The sequence below is a fragment of the Sphingomonas chlorellae genome, from assembly GCF_056485145.1.
The window spans coordinates 228472-245662 of record NZ_JBQXXM010000004.1 but is presented as its reverse complement, the minus strand read 5'-3'; the positions used below and the strand labels follow the sequence as shown (position 1 = coordinate 245662).

Annotated in this window: 16 protein-coding genes and 1 other RNA gene; 15 read left to right on the top strand and 2 right to left on the bottom strand. The window is 66.0% G+C overall.

Annotated features, from left to right (window positions below):
• Positions 1 to 232 precede the first annotated feature (232 nt).
• The 11 genes from rimP (at position 233) to ACT3CF_RS12515 (ending at position 13663) form a co-directional block, all read left to right on the top strand.
• Entirely contained in the window at positions 233 to 778 is a 546-nt protein-coding gene (gene rimP, locus ACT3CF_RS12565) for a ribosome maturation protein RimP (protein WP_478423235.1), read from the top strand.
• A 4-nt stretch (positions 779 to 782) separates the two neighbouring features.
• The gene (gene nusA, locus ACT3CF_RS12560; protein ID WP_478423234.1) at positions 783 to 2411 is read left to right on the top strand and encodes a transcription termination factor NusA; all 1629 of its coding nucleotides are present in this window, start codon (positions 783 to 785) and stop codon (positions 2409 to 2411) included.
• Positions 2412 to 2487: 76 nt separating this feature from the next.
• On the top strand, positions 2488 to 3171 hold the full coding sequence (locus ACT3CF_RS12555) for a DUF448 domain-containing protein (protein ID WP_478423491.1): 684 nt from the start codon (positions 2488 to 2490) through the stop codon (positions 3169 to 3171).
• An 8-nt stretch (positions 3172 to 3179) separates the two neighbouring features.
• Positions 3180 to 6080 carry a translation initiation factor IF-2 gene (infB, locus tag ACT3CF_RS12550; protein ID WP_478423232.1) on the top strand — a complete coding sequence of 967 codons (2901 nt, stop codon included), beginning with the start codon at positions 3180 to 3182 and terminating at the stop codon, positions 6078 to 6080.
• 190 nt (positions 6081 to 6270) lie between these two features.
• Entirely contained in the window at positions 6271 to 6669 is a 399-nt protein-coding gene (rbfA, locus tag ACT3CF_RS12545; RefSeq protein ID WP_478423230.1) for a 30S ribosome-binding factor RbfA, read from the top strand.
• Positions 6670 to 6744: 75 nt separating this feature from the next.
• Positions 6745 to 7329, top strand: coding sequence for a thymidine kinase (locus ACT3CF_RS12540; protein WP_478423229.1), 585 nt, complete (start codon positions 6745 to 6747; stop codon positions 7327 to 7329).
• Between the two features lie 57 nt (positions 7330 to 7386).
• Positions 7387 to 8271 carry a tRNA pseudouridine(55) synthase TruB gene (truB, locus tag ACT3CF_RS12535; protein WP_478423228.1) on the top strand — a complete coding sequence of 295 codons (885 nt, stop codon included), beginning with the start codon at positions 7387 to 7389 and terminating at the stop codon, positions 8269 to 8271.
• Between the two features lie 14 nt (positions 8272 to 8285).
• Positions 8286 to 8555 carry a 30S ribosomal protein S15 gene (gene rpsO / locus ACT3CF_RS12530; RefSeq protein ID WP_478423227.1) on the top strand — a complete coding sequence of 90 codons (270 nt, stop codon included), beginning with the start codon at positions 8286 to 8288 and terminating at the stop codon, positions 8553 to 8555.
• 270 nt (positions 8556 to 8825) lie between these two features.
• Positions 8826 to 11129, top strand: a complete 2304-nt coding sequence (gene pnp, locus ACT3CF_RS12525) for a polyribonucleotide nucleotidyltransferase (RefSeq protein ID WP_478423225.1) — start codon at positions 8826 to 8828, stop codon at positions 11127 to 11129.
• A gap of 152 nt (positions 11130 to 11281) precedes the next feature.
• Positions 11282 to 12586, top strand: coding sequence for a GAF domain-containing protein (locus ACT3CF_RS12520; RefSeq protein ID WP_478423223.1), 1305 nt, complete (start codon positions 11282 to 11284; stop codon positions 12584 to 12586).
• A 54-nt stretch (positions 12587 to 12640) separates the two neighbouring features.
• On the top strand, positions 12641 to 13663 hold the full coding sequence (locus ACT3CF_RS12515; RefSeq protein ID WP_478423222.1) for a sensor histidine kinase: 1023 nt from the start codon (positions 12641 to 12643) through the stop codon (positions 13661 to 13663).
• Between the two features lie 68 nt (positions 13664 to 13731).
• Here ACT3CF_RS12515 and ssrA read toward each other — a convergent pair.
• Positions 13732 to 14077: a transfer-messenger RNA gene (gene ssrA / locus ACT3CF_RS12510) on the bottom strand.
• Between the two features lie 77 nt (positions 14078 to 14154).
• Here ssrA and ACT3CF_RS12505 point away from each other — a divergent pair.
• Positions 14155 to 14586: an RrF2 family transcriptional regulator gene (locus tag ACT3CF_RS12505; RefSeq protein WP_478423220.1), complete on the top strand. Its 432-nt coding sequence runs from the start codon at positions 14155 to 14157 to the stop codon at positions 14584 to 14586.
• A 23-nt stretch (positions 14587 to 14609) separates the two neighbouring features.
• Here the strand turns inward: ACT3CF_RS12505 and mscL are convergent, their stop codons facing one another.
• Complete coding sequence (gene mscL, locus ACT3CF_RS12500; RefSeq protein ID WP_478423218.1) at positions 14610 to 15068, bottom strand: large conductance mechanosensitive channel protein MscL; 459 nt, start codon at positions 15066 to 15068, stop codon at positions 14610 to 14612.
• A 124-nt stretch (positions 15069 to 15192) separates the two neighbouring features.
• Here mscL and ACT3CF_RS12495 point away from each other — a divergent pair, with 124 nt between their 5' ends.
• From ACT3CF_RS12495 to ACT3CF_RS12485, 3 genes are all read left to right on the top strand, one after another.
• Positions 15193 to 15783, top strand: coding sequence for a LemA family protein (locus ACT3CF_RS12495; protein ID WP_478423217.1), 591 nt, complete (start codon positions 15193 to 15195; stop codon positions 15781 to 15783).
• Between the two features lie 62 nt (positions 15784 to 15845).
• On the top strand, positions 15846 to 16340 hold the full coding sequence (locus ACT3CF_RS12490; RefSeq protein ID WP_478423215.1) for a TPM domain-containing protein: 495 nt from the start codon (positions 15846 to 15848) through the stop codon (positions 16338 to 16340).
• Positions 16337 to 17191: a TPM domain-containing protein gene (locus ACT3CF_RS12485; protein WP_478423214.1), complete on the top strand. Its 855-nt coding sequence runs from the start codon at positions 16337 to 16339 to the stop codon at positions 17189 to 17191. The genes ACT3CF_RS12490 and ACT3CF_RS12485 overlap by 4 nt, the downstream gene beginning before the upstream one ends.

Below are 17191 nucleotides of genomic sequence, written 5' to 3'. Positions count from 1 at the left end.
GGTGATCCATATGTCCGCCGGCGATTGCGCAACGCACGATGCCGCGCGCGGTGCCACGGGGGGCCGTTCTACCACCGGGGCCAGGCACCTTTAACCCGCCAGTGTGGGCCCTTGCCGAACCGACTCGGAACGCGTATATCGCCGATGCTTTCTCGACATCGTCAAACATGCCGAGGTCGGGGCCCCCGGGGCTCCGGCGCCGAAGGCGCTTATCGACTATCCGGAGGAATGCGTGGCGGACATCGCCGAACTGACCAGGCTGATCGAACCCGAAGCGGCTGCGCTCGGGTTCGCGCTCGTGCGCGTCAAGATGTTCGGCGGCCAGTCGGATCCCACGCTGCAGGTGATGGCCGAACGCCCCGACACGCGCCAGCTGACGATCGACGATTGTGCCGCGCTGTCGCGCCGCCTTTCGGAAAAATTCGACGCGCTGGAAGCGGAAGGGCGCGATCCCATCGACCATGCCTATCGGCTTGAGGTCAGCTCGCCGGGCATCGACCGTCCGCTTACCCGCCTTCAGGACTATGCCGACTGGAAGGGACACGAGGCCCGGCTGAACCTTGCCGAGCCGAATGCCGACGGTCGCAAGCAGCTGACGGGGATTCTTCTTGGCGTCGAAGGCGACCTGGTCGGCATCGACGTTCGCAAATACAAGTCGGTCCAGCTGCCCTTCGGCCAGATCGCCGATGCCAAGCTGTTGATGACCGACGCGCTTATCGCCGCCACGGCGCCGCTTTCTTCCGACGGCGCCGACGACATCATCGAAGTAGAAGGGTAAGAGGATGGCCACTGCCATTTCCGCCAACAAGGCCGAGCTGCTCGCGATCGCCGATTCGGTCGCGCGGGAGAAGCTGATCGACCGTGCCATCGTCATCGAGGCGATGGAGGACGCCATCCAGCGCGCCGCCAAGAACCGCTATGGCGTCGAGAACGACATTCGCGCCAAGCTCGATCCCAACACCGGCGACCTTCGGCTGTGGCGCGTGGTCGAGGTGGTCGAACAGGTCGACGACTTCTTCAAGCAGGTGTCGGTCAAGGACGCGCAGAAGCTCCAGAAGGGCGCCGCCGTCGGCGACTTCATCGTCGATCCGCTGCCGCCCATCGAGTTCGGCCGCATTCAGGCGCAGGCCTCGAAGCAGATCATTTTCCAGAAGGTCCGCGACGCCGAGCGCGACCGGCAGTTCGCCGAGTTCAAGGACCGGATCGGCGAGATCATCACGGGCGTCGTCAAGCGCGTCGAATTCGGCCATGTCGTCGTCGATCTCGGTCGCGCCGAGGGCGTGATCCGTCGTGACCAGCAGATCCCGCGCGAAGTCGTTCGTGTCGGCGACCGCGTCCGCTCGATCATCCTGAACGTCCGCCGCGAGAATCGCGGGCCGCAGATCTTCCTCAGCCGTGCGCATCCGGACTTCATGAAGAAGCTGTTCGCGCAGGAGGTGCCCGAAATCTATGACGGCATCATCGAGATCAAGGCGGCGGCGCGTGACCCGGGCAGCCGTGCCAAGATCGGCGTGATCAGCCACGACAGCTCGATCGACCCGGTCGGCGCCTGTGTCGGCATGAAGGGCAGCCGCGTCCAGGCCGTCGTGCAGGAAATGCAGGGCGAGAAGATCGACATCATCCCGTGGTCGCCCGACACGGCGACCTTCGTGGTGAACGCGCTTCAGCCGGCCAACGTCAGCCGCGTCGTCATCGACGAAGAGGATGACCGCATCGAGGTGGTGGTTCCGGACGATCAGCTGAGCCTGGCGATCGGTCGTCGTGGCCAGAATGTTCGCCTGGCGAGCCAGTTGACCGGCAAGGCCATCGACATCCTGACCGAAGCCGATGCGAGCGAGAAGCGGCAGAAGGAGTTCATCCAGAACTCCGAGATGTTCCAGAACGAGCTGGATGTCGACGAGACGCTCGCGCAGTTGCTCGTCGCCGAAGGTTTCGGCGCGCTCGAGGAGGTCGCCTATGTCGACCTTGACGAGCTCGCCGCGATCGAGGGCTTTGACGAGGATCTGGCGCAGGAGCTGCAGAGCCGCGCGCAGGAAGCGCTCGATCGTCGTGAAGAGGCCGCGCGCGAGGAGCGCCGCGGGCTGGGCGTCTCGGACGATCTGGTGACGATCCCGTATATGACCGAGGCGATGCTCGTCACGCTTGGCAAGGCGGGCATCAAGACCCTTGACGATCTCGCCGACCTTGCGACCGACGAACTCGTGGCAAAGAAGCGCTCCGAGCCGCGCCGTCGCGGTGCCGAGACGCAATCGTCCTCGCGCGCCGAGGACAAGGGCGGCATCCTGGCCGAATATGGCCTGAGCGAAGAGCAGGGTAACGAAATTATCATGGCCGCGCGCGCGCATTGGTTCGCCGATGAAGCGCCCGCGGACGCCGCCGAGGAGGACGCTGTTGCGGACTCCGAACAATGAGACGGCACGCGTAAAGGCCAGCCGCCGTGCTTCCGCCCCAGACGGGGCGGAAGTCGGTGCGGTTCGTACCTGTGTCCTGTCACGCGAGGATGCGCCGCGTGACGGGCTGATTCGCCTCGCGCTCGCGCCCGACGGTGCGGTGCTTCCCGATGTCCGCGCCAAGGCGCCGGGGCGCGGCGCCTGGATCGGCGTGAGTCGTGCAGAGCTCGACGCCGCCCAGGCCAAGGGGCGGCTCAAGGCCGCGTTGTCGCGGGCCTTCCGCTCGGGCGAGATTCGCGTTCCCGACGATCTGGGTGCCCAGATCGCGGCAGCGCTCCAGCGGGCGGCGCTCGACCGGCTCGGCCTCGAGTCGCGCGCGGGCTATCTGCTGACCGGTGGCGAGAAGATCGAAACTGCAGCGCGGTCGGGGCGGTTGCACCTGCTGCTTCACGCCGCCGATGCGGGCGAGGACGGCGCCCGCCGGCTCGCCCAGGCGTGGCGCGTCGGCACCGATCGTGAAGGATCGGCGCTCAAGGGCTTAACATTGCCCGTCTCGCGTACCATATTGTCCTTGGCGCTAGGCCGCGAAAATGTGGTACACGCCGGACTGACCGACGCCCGGGCGGCGAAGCGGGTGAGCGAGGCGCTCGACCGCTGGCTGCACTTTATCGGACCCGATCATTGCCCCAAGCCTTGCGAAACCGGCTCGCAGGGTACATCGGCATTTCGGCCGGACGCGCAGCATTTGAACGAACACGAAGAACACTCGCAAGGAAACTGAAGAGCCGCATGAGCGATACGGACAACGATAAGCCGAAACTGGGCATGCGCGCGCCGCTGGGGCTGAAGCGCACGGTAGAAACGGGCAAGGTGAAGCAGAGCTTCAGCCATGGTCGTTCGAACACCGTGGTCGTTGAGGTCAAGCGCCGGCGCGTGATCGGGCCGCATGGTCACGCCCAGGATGAAGCTGCTGCGCCGACGCCCGCGCCGGCTGATTCGCCTTCCCCTGCACCGCAAGCCAAGGCGCCGACGCCGCCCCAACGTCCGGCAACGCCGCCGCCTGCGCCGCGCCCCGCCGCAGGCGCCAGCCTGTTGTCGCGGCAGGAACTTCAGGCCAAGTTGTTGCGTGAGGCCGAAGAGGCGCGGATGAACGCCCTGGAAGAGGCGCGCCGTCGCGAAGAGCGTGAGCGTCACGAGGCCGTCGAGGAAGAGCGTCGCCGTGCCGAAGAGCGTGCTCGCAGCGAGAACGAGGCGGCAAAGCCGCAGCCGGTGGAAGCGCCTGCACCCGCAGCGCCCGTGGCGCCGGTTGACACCCCTGTCGCTGAAACGCCCGCGCCGGTCGCCCCGGCCGCTGTAGCCGAAGCGACGGCTCCGGTTGTTGTGGCGCCTGTGGCTCCCGTTGCGGAAGCCGCTCCGGCCCCTGCTCCTGCGAAGCCCGCGCCTCGTGCCGCCGCTCCGGCGCGCGGCAATACCGCCAATCGCGCGGCGACTCCGGCCGCCGGCAAGCCCGCTGCGCCGCGTGCCCCGGCCGCGCCGCAGCGCCCGCTGACGGTGCAGCTCGAAGGCCTGCCCGCACCGCGCCGTTTCACGCCGGTGCAGCGTCCGGAAATCGTCAAGCCGAAGCCCGAGCCGAAGCCCGAACCCAAGGCTGAAGCCCCCCGCGCTGCGCCCGCCGCAGCCGCCACGACGAGCAACTCCGCTCCGTCGCGTCCGGCGCCCAGCGGCGGCCCGGCGCCGCGCCGCGATGCTCCGCAGCGTCCGCAGCAGCGCGACCGCAAGGGCGATGATCGTCGCCAGTCGGGCAAGCTCACCGTCAATCGTGCGCTCGGCGGCGACGATGGTGCGCGTGCGCGTTCGCTTGCGGCACTGAAGCGTGCCCGCGAAAAGGAAAAGCGCGCCCAGTTCGGCGGCTATCGCGAACCGCAGGCAAAGCAGGTCCGCGACGTCGTTGTGCCTGACGCGATCACCGTGCAGGAACTCGCCAACCGTATGGCGGAAAAGGGCGCGGACCTGGTCAAGGCGCTGTTCAAGATGGGCATGCCCGTCACCGTGAACCAGACGATCGACCAGGACACGGCAGAACTGCTGGTCACCGAGTTTGGCCACAACGTCCAGCGCGTGAGCGAGAGCGACGTCGACCTTCAGATCGACACCAGCGAGGATCCGCAGGACAAGCTGCTGCCGCGTCCCCCGGTCGTCACGATCATGGGCCATGTCGATCACGGCAAGACGTCGCTGCTCGACGCGTTGCGCGGGACTGATGTGGTCAAGGGCGAGGCCGGCGGGATCACCCAGCACATCGGCGCGTATCAGATCACGCTGAAGGACAAGTCGAAGATCACGTTCCTCGACACGCCTGGCCACGAAGCGTTCACTGAAATGCGTGCGCGCGGTGCCAACGTCACCGACATCGTCATCCTGGTGGTGGCGGCGGATGACGGGCTGATGCCGCAGACGATCGAGGCGATCAACCACACCAAGGCGGCCGGCGTGCCGATGATCGTGGCGATCAACAAGGTCGACAAGCACGAAGCGAACCCGCAGCGCATTCGCGAGCGCCTGCTCGAACACGAGGTGATCGTGGAAGAGATGGGCGGCGAGACGCAGGACGTCGAGGTGTCGGCACTGAAGAAGATCGGTCTCGACGCGCTGATGGAGAAGATTCAGCTCCAGGCCGAACTGCTCGATCTGCGCGCCAATCCCGATCGTCCGGCGGAAGGCACTGTGATCGAGGCCAAGCTCGACAAGGGCCGCGGCCCGGTTGCGACCGTGCTGGTCAGCCGCGGCACGCTGCGCGTGGGCGACGTGTTCGTCGTCGGCGCGGAGAGCGGCAAGGTGCGTGCGCTGGTCGACGACAAGGGGCGTCAGGTCAAGCAGGCCGGGCCGGCAATGCCGGTCGAGGTGCTCGGCCTCTCGGGCGTGCCGATGGCGGGCGATCCGCTTCAGGTCGTCGAGAACGAGGCGCGTGCCCGCGAAGTGGCCGAATATCGCCAGGGTGTTCTGCTTCGCAAGCGGACCACGCAGGCCCCGGCCAGCCTCGAGAGCATGTTCTCGGCGCTCAAGGCCAACCAGGCGATCGAGTATCCGCTCGTCATCAAGGCCGATACCCAGGGTTCGACCGAGGCGATCGTCGGTGCGCTCAGCAAGCTGGGCAACGACGACATCAAGGTCCGCATCCTCCATTCGGGCGTGGGCGGCATCACCGAGAGCGACGTGACGCTCGCTTCGGCAAGCGGTGCGCCGATCATCGGCTTCAACGTCCGTGCGAATGCCAAGGCGCGCGAAATCGCCGAGCGGAACAAGGTGGCGTTGAAGTATTACGACGTCATCTATGACCTGACCGACGAGATTCGTGCCGGCATGGCGGGCGAACTGGGGCCGGAAGCCTTCGAAACGGTTGTCGGCCGCGCCGAAATCAAGGAAGTCTTCTCGGCGGGCAAGCACGGCAAGGCCGCCGGTCTGCTGGTCGTCGAGGGCTTCATCCGCAAGGCGCTCAAGGCGCGCATCACGCGCAACGATGTCATCATCTACCAAGGTGAAATCGCCTCGTTGCGTCGCTTCAAGGACGATGTTGCGGAAGTGCGTGCGGGTCTCGAGTGCGGCGTGACGTTCACGCAGAACTTCGTGGACATCAAGCCGGGCGACTATCTCGAAACCTTCGAAGTCGAACTGCGCGAACGCACGCTGTAATGGGGCAGGATTGCCGGTGAACGCCTTCTGTTCGCCGGCAATCCCACCCGTGATGCGGCTTCTGCAGTTCGGGTGCCGCGCGTCCCATTCGCCGTCGTCGCGCCGGCGCATCCGGGCTCTGGAAGCGAGGCACCGCCCAAGGGCACAGTTGCGGTCCACATTCACCTAGCGAACCGGTCGAAATCACAAGATGCGCCACAACGAAACCGATGAAACCCGCTCCGTCCGCGTGCTGCGCGTTGGCGAGCAGGTGCGCCATGTGCTGAGCGAGATCCTTCAGCGCGGCGAGGTCCATGACGATGTGTTGGCGAGCCATATGGTGTCGATCACCGAGGTCCGGATGTCGCCCGACCTCCGCCACGCGACGGTGTTCGTGAAGCCGTTGCTCGGCAAGGACGAGGACGCCGTGCTCAAGGCGCTGCGGACCAACACCGCCTTCCTGCAGCGCGAAGTCGCACACCACGTGAAGATGAAATATGCTGCACGCCTCAAGTTCCTCTCCGACGAGAGCTTTGACGAGGGCAGCCATATCGACCGGCTGCTGCGCGATCCCAAGGTGGCGCGCGACCTCGACGGCGAGGACGATTGATCGCTCGCTGCCGGGCGACTCGTCCGGCAATCAATCGTTGGCGCGCACCGTTGCGCGGATTGGGACGCCCGGCTGATGGCCAAGCTCTATTTCTACTACGCCTCGATGAATGCGGGCAAATCGACCACGCTGCTCCAGGCCGACTTCAACTATCGCGAACGCGGGATGCGCACGCTGTTGTTCACGGCGGGGGTGCACGACCGCGGCGGCCATGGCGTGATCGATTCGCGCATCGGCCTCCATGCCGAAGCGATCCCGTTCAATGCCGACACCAATCTGCGTGAGGTTGCCGAGGACGCGCATTTTCGCGCGCCGCTGGCATGCGTTCTGGTCGACGAGGCGCAGTTCCTTTCGGCGACACAGGTCCGCCAGCTCGCGGCTCTGTGCGATGTCGACGACATTCCGGTGCTCGCCTACGGGCTGCGTACCGATTTCCGGGGGCAGCTGTTCGAGGGCAGCGCCACGTTGCTCGCGCTGGCCGATTCGCTCGTCGAGATCAAATCGGTGTGCGAGTGCGGGCGCAAGGCCACGATGAACCTGCGTGTCGATGCGCACGGCCTCGCGGTACGCGACGGCGCCCAGCGCGAGATCGGCGGCAACGAACGCTATGTCGCATTGTGCCGCCGGCATTTCATGGAACGTCGCGGCGAGATCGGGTGATCGCTGCCCGGCGGGCAGCCCTTGCGGCCGGGCGTGCCGCGTCGTTAAGGGCTGCCGATGCACGGATGGTTCATTCTCGACAAGCCGCTGGGGCTTGGGTCCACACAGGCGGTGAGCGCGGTCAAGCGCGCGCTGCGCGAAGCGGGGCTTCCCCGGCACAAGGTCGGACATGGCGGGACGCTCGACCCACTTGCAAGCGGCGTGCTCCCCGTTGCCGTCGGCGAGGCGACCAAGCTTGCCGGGCGGATGCTCGACAGCGACAAGCAATATGATTTCACGATCGCGTTCGGGATCGAGACCGATACGCTCGACGCCGAGGGGCAGGTCGTCGCCCGTTCGGACGTGCACCCCGGCACCGATGCGATCGTCGCGATCCTTTCCCGCTTTACCGGGCCGATCGACCAGGTGCCGCCGGCCTATTCGGCGCTCAAGGTCGACGGCGCGCGTGCCTATGACCTTGCCCGCGCCGGGGAGGCGGTGGTTCTCGCCACGCGCGCAGTGACGATTCGTGCGCTCGAGATGCTTTCGGCGACGGGCGAGACCGTGACGCTGCGCGCCCATGTCTCGAAGGGAACCTATATTCGCAGCCTGGCGCGAGATATCGCCCACGCGCTCGGAACGGTCGGCCATGTGAGCTATCTGCGTCGGATCAAGGCGGGTCCGTTCACGCTCGATCAGGCGATTTCGCTGGACAAATTGGCCGATGCCGCTAAGGCGCGCATGCTTGAACAAATAATCCTGCCGTTGAGGGCGGGGCTGGACGACATCCCGGCTCTACCCCTCTCTCCCGGCGAGGCAGGACTGCTCCGCAACGGGCAGCAAGTGGCCGGGACCGCCGCTGACGATGGCCAATACTTTGCGACGCTGGACGATGTGCCGGTTGCGCTGGTCGAGGCCCGGTCCGGATTGATCCGGGTCGTTCGCGGCTTCAACCTCGATTGATGAAAGGACGGACGATGTCGATCACTGCAGAGCGCAAGGAAGCGCTGATCAAGGAACATGCCCGCGCCGACGGCGACACCGGCAGCCCCGAAGTCCAGATCGCGATCCTCACCGAGCGCATTGCCAACCTGACCGAGCACTTCAAGACGCACGCCAAGGACAACCACTCGCGTCGCGGCCTGCTGATGCTGGTCAACAAGCGTCGCGCGCTTCTCGACTATCTGAAGAAGAAGGACGAGGGACGCTACGCGGAACTCATCGCGAAGCTCGGTCTTCGCAAGTGACGGAAAGGCGCCCTGCGGGGCGCCTTTTTGTACGTCCCGCACCCATGCTGGCGGGACACGCATCGCCGGACGGACCGTGGGTCCGCCGGTGCAATCGGCCCTCCGGCGTCGCGTAGGGAGGGGGCCGTAACGAAAATCGGACGTGCGGCAATCCGGCCGACCGTCCCGAGCCAAATCCGGCTCGCACATCGGGCGCGGGGCAGTTAGACTTGCCGCCGGTGCCCGCCATAGGCCCCCCGCGCATAGGGCGTGGGGAGTGAAGGAAGACGAATGTTCGACATCAAGAAAGTAGAGATCGAGTGGGGCGGCAAGACGCTGACGCTCGAAACGGGCCGTGTTGCCCGCCAGGCTGACGGTGCGGTGCTCGCGACGCTCGGCGAAACCGTGGTGCTCTGCGCCGTCACCGCGGCCAAGTCGGTCAAGGAGGGGCAGGACTTCTTTCCGCTCACCGTCCACTATCAGGAAAAATATTCGGCTGCCGGCCGGATTCCGGGTGGCTTCTTCAAGCGCGAGCGCGGCGCGACGGAGCGCGAGACGCTGATTTCGCGTCTGATCGACCGTCCGGTCCGTCCGCTGTTCCCCGAAGGCTTCTACAACGAGATCAACGTCATCGCTCAGGTGCTGAGCTATGATGGCGAGAACGAGCCCGATATTCTGGCGATGGTTGCGGCTTCGGCGGCGCTGACGCTGTCGGGCGTGCCCTTCCTCGGCCCGATCGGCGCTGCGCGCGTCGGCTACAAGGATGGCGAATACCAGCTGAATCCGACCGACTCGCAGGTCGCCGAGGGCGAGCTCGACCTGGTCGTCGCCGCGACGCACGATGCGGTGATGATGGTCGAATCCGAGGCCAAGGAGCTTTCGGAAGAGGTCATGCTCGGCGCGGTGATGTTCGCGCACAAGGCGAGCCAGCAGGTGATCGACGCGGTCATCAAGCTCGCTGAGCAGGCGGCCAAGGAGCCCTGGGACGTCGACATCACCGATCCGACCAAGAGCTGGGTCGAGAAGCTGCGTCCGACCTTCGCCAAGAAGATCGGCGCCGCCTACAAGAACGTCAAGAAGGCCGAGCGCCAGGCGGCGCTCAACGAACTGAAGGCCGAGCTGAAGGCGATGACTGCCGAGGAAGCGCCGGTCGAGCAGCTCAAGGCCACCAAGGCGTTCAAGAAGCTCGAGGCCGAAGTCGTTCGCACCGCGATCCTCAAGGAAGGTCGTCGCATCGACGGTCGCGACACCAAGACGGTCCGCCCGATCGTCGCGGAAGCGCATTTCCTGCCGCGCGCGCACGGCTCGGCGCTGTTCACCCGCGGCGAGACCCAGACGATCGCCACGACCACGCTCGGTACCAAGGACGCCGAGCAGATGATCGACGGGCTGAACGGGCTCCACTACGAGCACTTCATGCTGCACTATAACTTCCCGCCCTATTCGGTCGGTGAAGTCGGCCGCTTCGGCGCGCCGGGCCGTCGCGAGATCGGTCATGGCAAGCTGGCGTGGCGTGCGCTGCACCCGGTGCTGCCGACGAAGGAAGAGTTCCCCTACACGATCCGCATCACGTCGGACATCACCGAGTCGAACGGCTCGTCCTCGATGGCGACGGTGTGCGGCGGCTCGCTTGCGCTGATGGACGCCGGCGTGCCGATCAAGCGCCCGGTTTCGGGTATCGCGATGGGCCTCATCCTGGAGGGCAAGGATTTCGCCGTCCTGTCGGACATCCTGGGCGACGAGGACCACCTCGGCGACATGGACTTCAAGGTGGCCGGCACCAGCGAAGGCATCACCTCGCTCCAGATGGACATCAAGATCGCCGGCATCACCGAGGAGATCATGCGCGTCGCGCTTGCGCAGGCGCATGACGGCCGCGCGCACATCCTGGGTGAAATGGCCAAGGCGCTGGGTGAAACCCGCACCGAACTGTCGGCCCATGCCCCGCGCATCGAGACGATCACGATCGACAAGTCGAAGATCCGTGACGTTATCGGCACGGGCGGCAAGGTGATCCGCGAGATCGTTGCCACCACCGGCGCCAAGGTCGATATCGACGACGAGGGCATCATCAAGATCAGCTCGTCGGACATCGACCAGATCGAAGCCGCCAAGAAGTGGATCCTCGGCATCGTCGAAGAGCCCGAAGTCGGCAAGGTCTATAACGGCAAGGTCGTCAATATCGTCGACTTTGGCGCCTTCGTGAACTTCATGGGCGGCCGCGACGGCCTGGTCCACGTCTCGGAAATCAAGAACGAGCGCGTGGAAAAGGTCGCCGACGTCCTGAAGGAAGGCCAGGAAGTCAAGGTCAAGGTGCTCGAGATCGATCCGCGCGGAAAGGTTCGCCTGTCGATGCGCGTCGTCGACCAGGAGACCGGCGCCGAGCTCGAGGACTCGCGTCCTGCGCGCGAACCGCGTGAGCCGCGCGGCGACCGTGGTGATCGCGGCGACCGCGGTGACCGTGGCGATCGTCGTCGCGAGGGTGGCCGCGGCGGCCGTCGCGAACGTGGCGAGAAGCCCCGGCGTGAAGGCGGCAAGGACGAGGGGCCCGATCCCGAGTTCGCGCCTGCCTTTCTGACCGGCGATCGCGACTGATCGCGGCTGCACTGGCGCAAACCGAATTGGGGGTCCGGGAAACCGGGCCCCTTTTTCGTGTCGGCGGGTTTTGCCTCGACGTCGAAGCTGTCCTATCCTTTCCGGTGGGGTGCGGTTGTTGAACCGCGGGTTCAGGCCGGAAAGGGGAAACGATGGCCTTATCCGCCGCCGGGTCGTCGGGGCCCGAGATTCTCGCAGAGAATCGCGAGGGCCGTCTGCTGGCGCTGCTGGCCGATTGCGCTGCACGCATGTTGGGCGCGGCCGATCCGCTCGCGATGATCGACTATCTTTTCGAAACGATCCGGGCCGAGGTCCGTCTCGACGTCTATTTTCACTATGGCATCGATGCCGAGGGCATGTTGGTGCTGGAGGCATATGGCGGGCTTTCGCCTGAACAGGCCCAGGCTGCGCAGCGATTGCGTTTCGGTCAGGCCGTCTGCGGGCGAGTGGCGCGCGACCGCACGCCGTGCGTGGTCGCCGATGTCCAGACCTCACCCGATCCCGAAACCGACTTCATCCGGGATATCGGCCTCGACAGCTATGCCTGCACGCCGTTGATCTATGGCCAGGTGCTGCTCGGCACCCTGGGCTTCGGTCGTCGCGGGCCGGATCGTTTCACCGAGGTTGAGCTGCGTTTCCTGCGGACGATGTGCTCCTATGTCGCCGTCGCCAAGAATCGCATGATCGTCGAGGCCGAGCTGCTGGAGTCGCTCGGCGCGCGCGATGCGCTGGTGCGCGAGCAGGCCCGGTTGCTCGAACGCGTTTCCGCCGATGCGCCCGAAAGCGGGGTCGCGGCGGTGGCGTCGACGCTGGCGCATGAAATGGCGCAGCCGCTCACCGCCGCCAGCAACTATATCGCCATGGTTGAAATGGCGCTGCGCGGCACCGGCGGGGCGGATGTCCTGCAACGGCTTGCCCAGGCTCGTGCGCAGATCACCCGTTCGTCGCAGATCATCACCCGCGCGCGTGCATTGCTCGAACATGGCGCGGTGCAGACCGAACGCGTCGACATTCGCCACGCCTTTGCCGAAGCGATCGAGCTCGTCGGAGCGGCGCGCGACGCACCGCTCCCGCCCGTCGAGATCCATGTGGCCGAACGTGCGGGAACCATTCGCGGCGATCATGTTCAGATCGTGCAGGTTCTCGCCAACCTGCTGCGCAACGCCGCCCAGGCGACGCGCGCGGTCGAACGGCCGCGATTGTCGCTGTCGGCGACGGTCGAAGGTGCGATGACCGTGCTCGCGGTCGAGGACAATGGGCCCGGCTTTACCGGCGGTGCGCCGGTGACCGGCTGTTCGACCACGGGCGGACTCGGGTTGGGGCTTTCGATCTGCCGACGCATTGCCGAGGGGCATGGCGGAACGCTGCGGCTGGGCTCGACGTCGGGGGGCGGTGCCCGCGTCGCGCTCTGCCTTCCCGGATTACCGCCGGCGGCAACGGACACTCGCCCGGCCTGACCGGTCCGGGCGAGGCCATTTACTTGCACGCCCGCTGTGATACGCCGTTGTGCGATGCCGAAACTTGTCGGAAACGATCGCGCAGAATGTATCGAACGGCTGCCGTTTGCCGCGCGGCGCCGCTGGGTGGGCATCGCGGCGGCGGTGCTGCTCTCGCTTGCGGCGCTCACCGTTCGGCAACTGGCCGACACGACGCTGCCGCCCGGCTATCCTTTTCTCACCTTCTTTCCGGCGGTCATCATCGCGGCCTTCCTGTTCGGCGTGTTGTCTGGAACGCTTACGGCCGTCCTTTGCGGGCTGCTCGCATGGTATTTCTTCATCCCCGGCGGGCATGGCTGGCAATTGTCGTCGGGCGCGCTGCTGGCGCTTGGCTTCTTCGCCTTCGTAACGGCGACCGACATCCTGCTCGTCGCCTGGATGCAGCGCGCCAACGCGCGGCTGCGGGATGCGCGGGAACGGAATCGACGTTTGGCGGAGACGCGCGAACTGTTGTTCAGCGAACTTCAGCACCGTGTGTCGAACAACCTTCAGGTCGCCGCCGGCCTGCTCGTCCTTCAGAAGCGCGGTGTCGCCGATCCGGCCGCGCGGGCGGCGCTCGACGAGGCGGCGGACCGTCTTGCCCGGATCGGCCGGATCAGCCGCCAACTCTATGACGCCGCCGGGGCGGCGCGCACCATGCGATCGTTTCTCGAACCGCTTTGCCACGACGTGATTGCCGCCAGCGGTCGCGCCGGAATCGTGCTGTCGGTCCATGGGGACGATGATGTCGTCATCGATCCCGACGCCGCCGTTCCCGTGGCGCTGATCGTCGCCGAGGCGCTGGCCAATGCGATCGAACATGGTTTCGAGGGTCGCGAAACCGGCCGGGTCGAGGTCGTGCTCGCGCGCGAGCCGACCGGACGCATCGACATCGAGATCCGCGACGACGGCCGCGGCCTGCCGCCCGGCTTCGATGCTGAGGCGTCGGCGAGCCTTGGATTGCGGATCGCGCGCGCGATGGCGAAGCAGTTGCGTGGGCGGTTCGATCTGGTCGCCGGGAACGGCGTCACGATCGCGCGACTGATCCTGCCGGGCTGAACCGCAGGAAGATTATGATGCTGAAGAAGGGTGGGGAGCTTCTGTTGCCCGGCGCTCCCCGTGCCGCTGGAATCCACTTCTGTTGCCCGGTGTGGTCCAACCGCGCTTTTGTCAATCTAACCTAGACCGTGAGGTCTTGGGTTAGGCCGCAATCGCGAGCGCCTCGTTATCGTTGGCACTTGTAAAATGGGCCGTTGCGGTGGTCCCATTCCGGGCGAAAACAGCGCTTTTCAACACACGTCGATCCTGGTTCGGCCCCGTCAGAAACGGTGTCCAGATACACCACCGGTTATGGTGGAGCCGCCGGGTACTGCCCCCGGGTCCGCTGCGCCTATTGCACGCCGCAGTTTATCGCCATAGCCGGGCAAACCCGGCAAAGGGACATATAGCGCGTCTTTGCTTCATGAAAAGGTCAGGCGCGCGATTCTATTGGGGATTTGCAGCCTCCGGGCCTTCACACCGCCATAAACAATCGGCATGGAAGGTGCATCATGTTGACGCAGCGTTCCCGTTATGCACTCCGCGCGATGCTGTTCCTGGCGCAACAGCCCGCGGCGGCCGCCCCCACGCCGATGAACCGGATCGCGGCTGAGGCGAACGTGCCGCGCAAGTTTCTCGAGCTCATTCTTGCCGATCTGCGCGAAGCCGGGTTTCTGCTGTCGACGCGCGGCAAGATGGGCGGCTATCGCCTGGCGCGGGCGCCGCATCTGATTTCGCTCGGTGAGATCATCCGGGTGATCGAAGGGCCGCTTGCACTCGTCCCCTGCGTCAGCCGCACCGCCTATCGCCCGTGTGCGGATTGCAAGGACGAGGCGAGTTGCGCGATCCGTCGCGCCATGGCGCGCGTTCGCGACGAAACCGCGCGAATCCTTGACGGCACCAGCCTCGCCGATGCCGTCGCAGAGGATCTCGCCGCCGCCTGAACCCGGGGCGGCCACGGGCAGCATCAGGCCGCGTCGTTGCGCTTCTTCAGCTCGTCGCGAATCTCGCGCAGCAGCGCGACGTCGGCCGGCTCGGGCGCAGGCGCCGCATCGCCCTCAGCCTTGTCGTGTTCCACCAGCGCCATCGCACGGTTCACGAAGCGCACGAGCAGGAACACCATGAACGCCAGGATCACGAAGTTGATGACCACGGTGATGAACTGGCCGAATCCGAACAGCGGCACGCCGGCCGCCTTCAGCGCGGCATAGTTGCTGTGCGATCCGGTGTAGCTTGCCGGAATCTCGCCGAGGACGATGAAATAGCTGGAAAAATCGAACCCGCCGAACAGTGCGCCGATCACCGGCATGATGATGTCGTCGGTCAGCGATTTGGTGATGTTGCCGAACGCTGCGCCGATGATCACGCCGACGGCGAGGTCGAGCACGTTGCCGCGTGCGATGAAAGCCCTGAATTCCTTGAACATCTTGGTGCAGACCCCTGGAGTTGCGTTGCGCCTCGACGCCCTTGATGTCCGATTTCGCTTCCGCGCTCCAGTGTTGTTGCCGTATAAGACACCGCTGACCCGTGGTCGTGAAAGAGGATTGTCGATGAAGTTCCGTGCCGTGATCGCGCTTGCCGCCGCTGCGCTGCTGTCCGCCTGCGGCCTCAACAGCGTGCCGACCGCCGAAGAGGCCGCCAAGGCCAAATGGGCCGATGTTCAGGCCAATTATCAGCGTCGTGCCGACTTGATCCCCAATCTCGTGGCGACCGTGAAGGGCGCGGCCGCGTCCGAGGGCAAGATTCTCGCCGACGTCACCAACGCCCGCGCCCGCGCAACGTCGATCCAGGTCAATGCCGGCGACCTGACCGATGCCGGCAAGGTCAAGGCGTTCCAGGATGCGCAACAGCAACTCGGTTCGTCGGTCGGCCGCCTGCTCGCAAGCGTTGAGGCTTATCCTGACCTCAAGAGCCAGGAAAATTTCAAGACGCTGATGAGCCAGCTTGAAGGGACCGAGAACCGCATCACGATCTCGATCCGCGACTATAACCAGGCGGTGCAGGCGTATAACACGCGCATCCGCACCTTTCCCGACGCGATCGGCGCCAAGATCTTCTACGGCGCCAAGCCGATGACGCCGTTCCAGGCGCAGGCGGGCGCCGACAAGGCGCCGACGGTCGATTTCGGGAACAGCAACTGATCGCGCCGGCCGTCCTGCTTGCCGCTGCGCTGCTATTGGGCGGCGCGGCGCCGTCGGGCACGATGGTTACGCCGACGGTACACGGGCGTTGCGGGGCGGCGGCCGATAAGGCGGCCGATAAGGCGGCCGCGGTTGCCGCGGTCACGCGCTTCCCGGCGCTGACCGGGCGGGTGGTCGATACGAGCGTCCTATTGCCGGTTGCAACTGCGCGGCGTCTCGCTGCCCGATCTGCTGCACTCGAACGTCGCACGGGGCATCAGTTCGTCATCGTGACGGTCCCGGCTCTCGGGGGGCTCGACATCGCTGCCTATGGCCGCGCGCTCGGCAATCATTGGGGGATCGGGCGCAAGGGGCATGACGACGGCGTCTTGCTGATCGTCGCCCCTCGTGACCGCCAGGTACGGATCGAGGTCGGCTGCGGGCTCGAGGATGTGCTCACCGATGCCGAGGCGGCGCAGATTCTCCGGCGTGACGTGCTCCCGCATTTTCGCCGGGGGGATATGAAGGGCGGCATCGTCGCCGGCGCCGGCTCTATTCTTCGCGAGATTGGCTCATGAAGCTGCTGCGTTTTTTGCTGATGCTGGTCGTATTGCTGCTGCCGCTTCCGGCCGCCGCCGATCCCAGCTTTCCGAAGCTCACCGGGCGGGTCGTCGATGCCGCAAACCTCCTGTCGCCCGAGCAGGAGGCTCAGCTTACCCAGATGTCCGCCGACGTTGAAAAGGCGTCCGGGCGCCAGTTCGTTGTCGCGACGATCCCGGATCTTCAGGGCTATGCGATCGACGACTATGGCTATCGGCTCGGCCGGGCCTGGCAGATCGGGCGCAAGGACGCCAACAACGGCATCATCCTCATCGTTGCGCCCAACGAACGCAAGGTCCGGATCGAGGTCGGCTATGGCCTCGAGCCCATCATGACCGACGCGCTGTCGAGCCAGATCATCAACGAGACGATCCTGCCGCACTTCCGCGACAAGGATGTCGCCGGGGGGATCGTTGCGGGTGCCCAGGCGATCGCGGAGCAGATGAAGCTTCCGCTCGAGGCCGCCGAGGCGCGCGCCAAGCAACAGCTCGACAGCCAGCGACCGGCGGCCCAGACGCGCGCGCGCCAGCAGAACGGCGTGCCGTTCGGGCTGATCTTCTGGGGAATCGTGCTGTTGATCATCCTGGTGCCGTTGTTCCGGCGCCGGCGCCGGCGCGGCCCCTGGGGGGCCCGTCCCTATCGCGACGGCAACGACAACGTACTGCCCATCGTCCTGTGGACGATCGCCGATCAGATCGCCAACAGCGCCCGGCGCGGCGGCGGCGGATCGGGCTGGGGCGGCGGCTGGGGCGGCGGCGGTGGCGATGATGGCGGCTTTTCGGGCGGCGGCGGTTCGTTCGGTGGCGGCGGTGCTTCGGGGAGTTGGTGA

What these genes read in the sequence shown, in the direction of transcription:
- rbfA (WP_478423230.1), top strand. Translation starts at nt 6,271, where the DNA reads ATGCGCCACAACGAAACCGATGAAACCCGCTCCGTCCGCGTGCTGCGC.
- infB (WP_478423232.1), top strand. Translation starts at nt 3,180, where the DNA reads ATGAGCGATACGGACAACGATAAGCCGAAACTGGGCATGCGCGCGCCG.
- mscL (WP_478423218.1), bottom strand. Translation starts at nt 15,068, where the DNA reads ATGTTCAAGGAATTCAGGGCTTTCATCGCACGCGGCAACGTGCTCGAC.
- nusA (WP_478423234.1), top strand. Translation starts at nt 783, where the DNA reads ATGGCCACTGCCATTTCCGCCAACAAGGCCGAGCTGCTCGCGATCGCC.
- ACT3CF_RS12485 (WP_478423214.1), top strand. Translation starts at nt 16,337, where the DNA reads ATGAAGCTGCTGCGTTTTTTGCTGATGCTGGTCGTATTGCTGCTGCCG.
- ACT3CF_RS12495 (WP_478423217.1), top strand. Translation starts at nt 15,193, where the DNA reads ATGAAGTTCCGTGCCGTGATCGCGCTTGCCGCCGCTGCGCTGCTGTCC.
- pnp (WP_478423225.1), top strand. Translation starts at nt 8,826, where the DNA reads ATGTTCGACATCAAGAAAGTAGAGATCGAGTGGGGCGGCAAGACGCTG.
- ACT3CF_RS12540 (WP_478423229.1), top strand. Translation starts at nt 6,745, where the DNA reads ATGGCCAAGCTCTATTTCTACTACGCCTCGATGAATGCGGGCAAATCG.
- ACT3CF_RS12520 (WP_478423223.1), top strand. Translation starts at nt 11,282, where the DNA reads ATGGCCTTATCCGCCGCCGGGTCGTCGGGGCCCGAGATTCTCGCAGAG.
- ACT3CF_RS12515 (WP_478423222.1), top strand. Translation starts at nt 12,641, where the DNA reads ATGCCGAAACTTGTCGGAAACGATCGCGCAGAATGTATCGAACGGCTG.
- truB (WP_478423228.1), top strand. Translation starts at nt 7,387, where the DNA reads ATGCACGGATGGTTCATTCTCGACAAGCCGCTGGGGCTTGGGTCCACA.
- rpsO (WP_478423227.1), top strand. Translation starts at nt 8,286, where the DNA reads ATGTCGATCACTGCAGAGCGCAAGGAAGCGCTGATCAAGGAACATGCC.
- ACT3CF_RS12490 (WP_478423215.1), top strand. Translation starts at nt 15,846, where the DNA reads ATGGTTACGCCGACGGTACACGGGCGTTGCGGGGCGGCGGCCGATAAG.
- ACT3CF_RS12505 (WP_478423220.1), top strand. Translation starts at nt 14,155, where the DNA reads ATGTTGACGCAGCGTTCCCGTTATGCACTCCGCGCGATGCTGTTCCTG.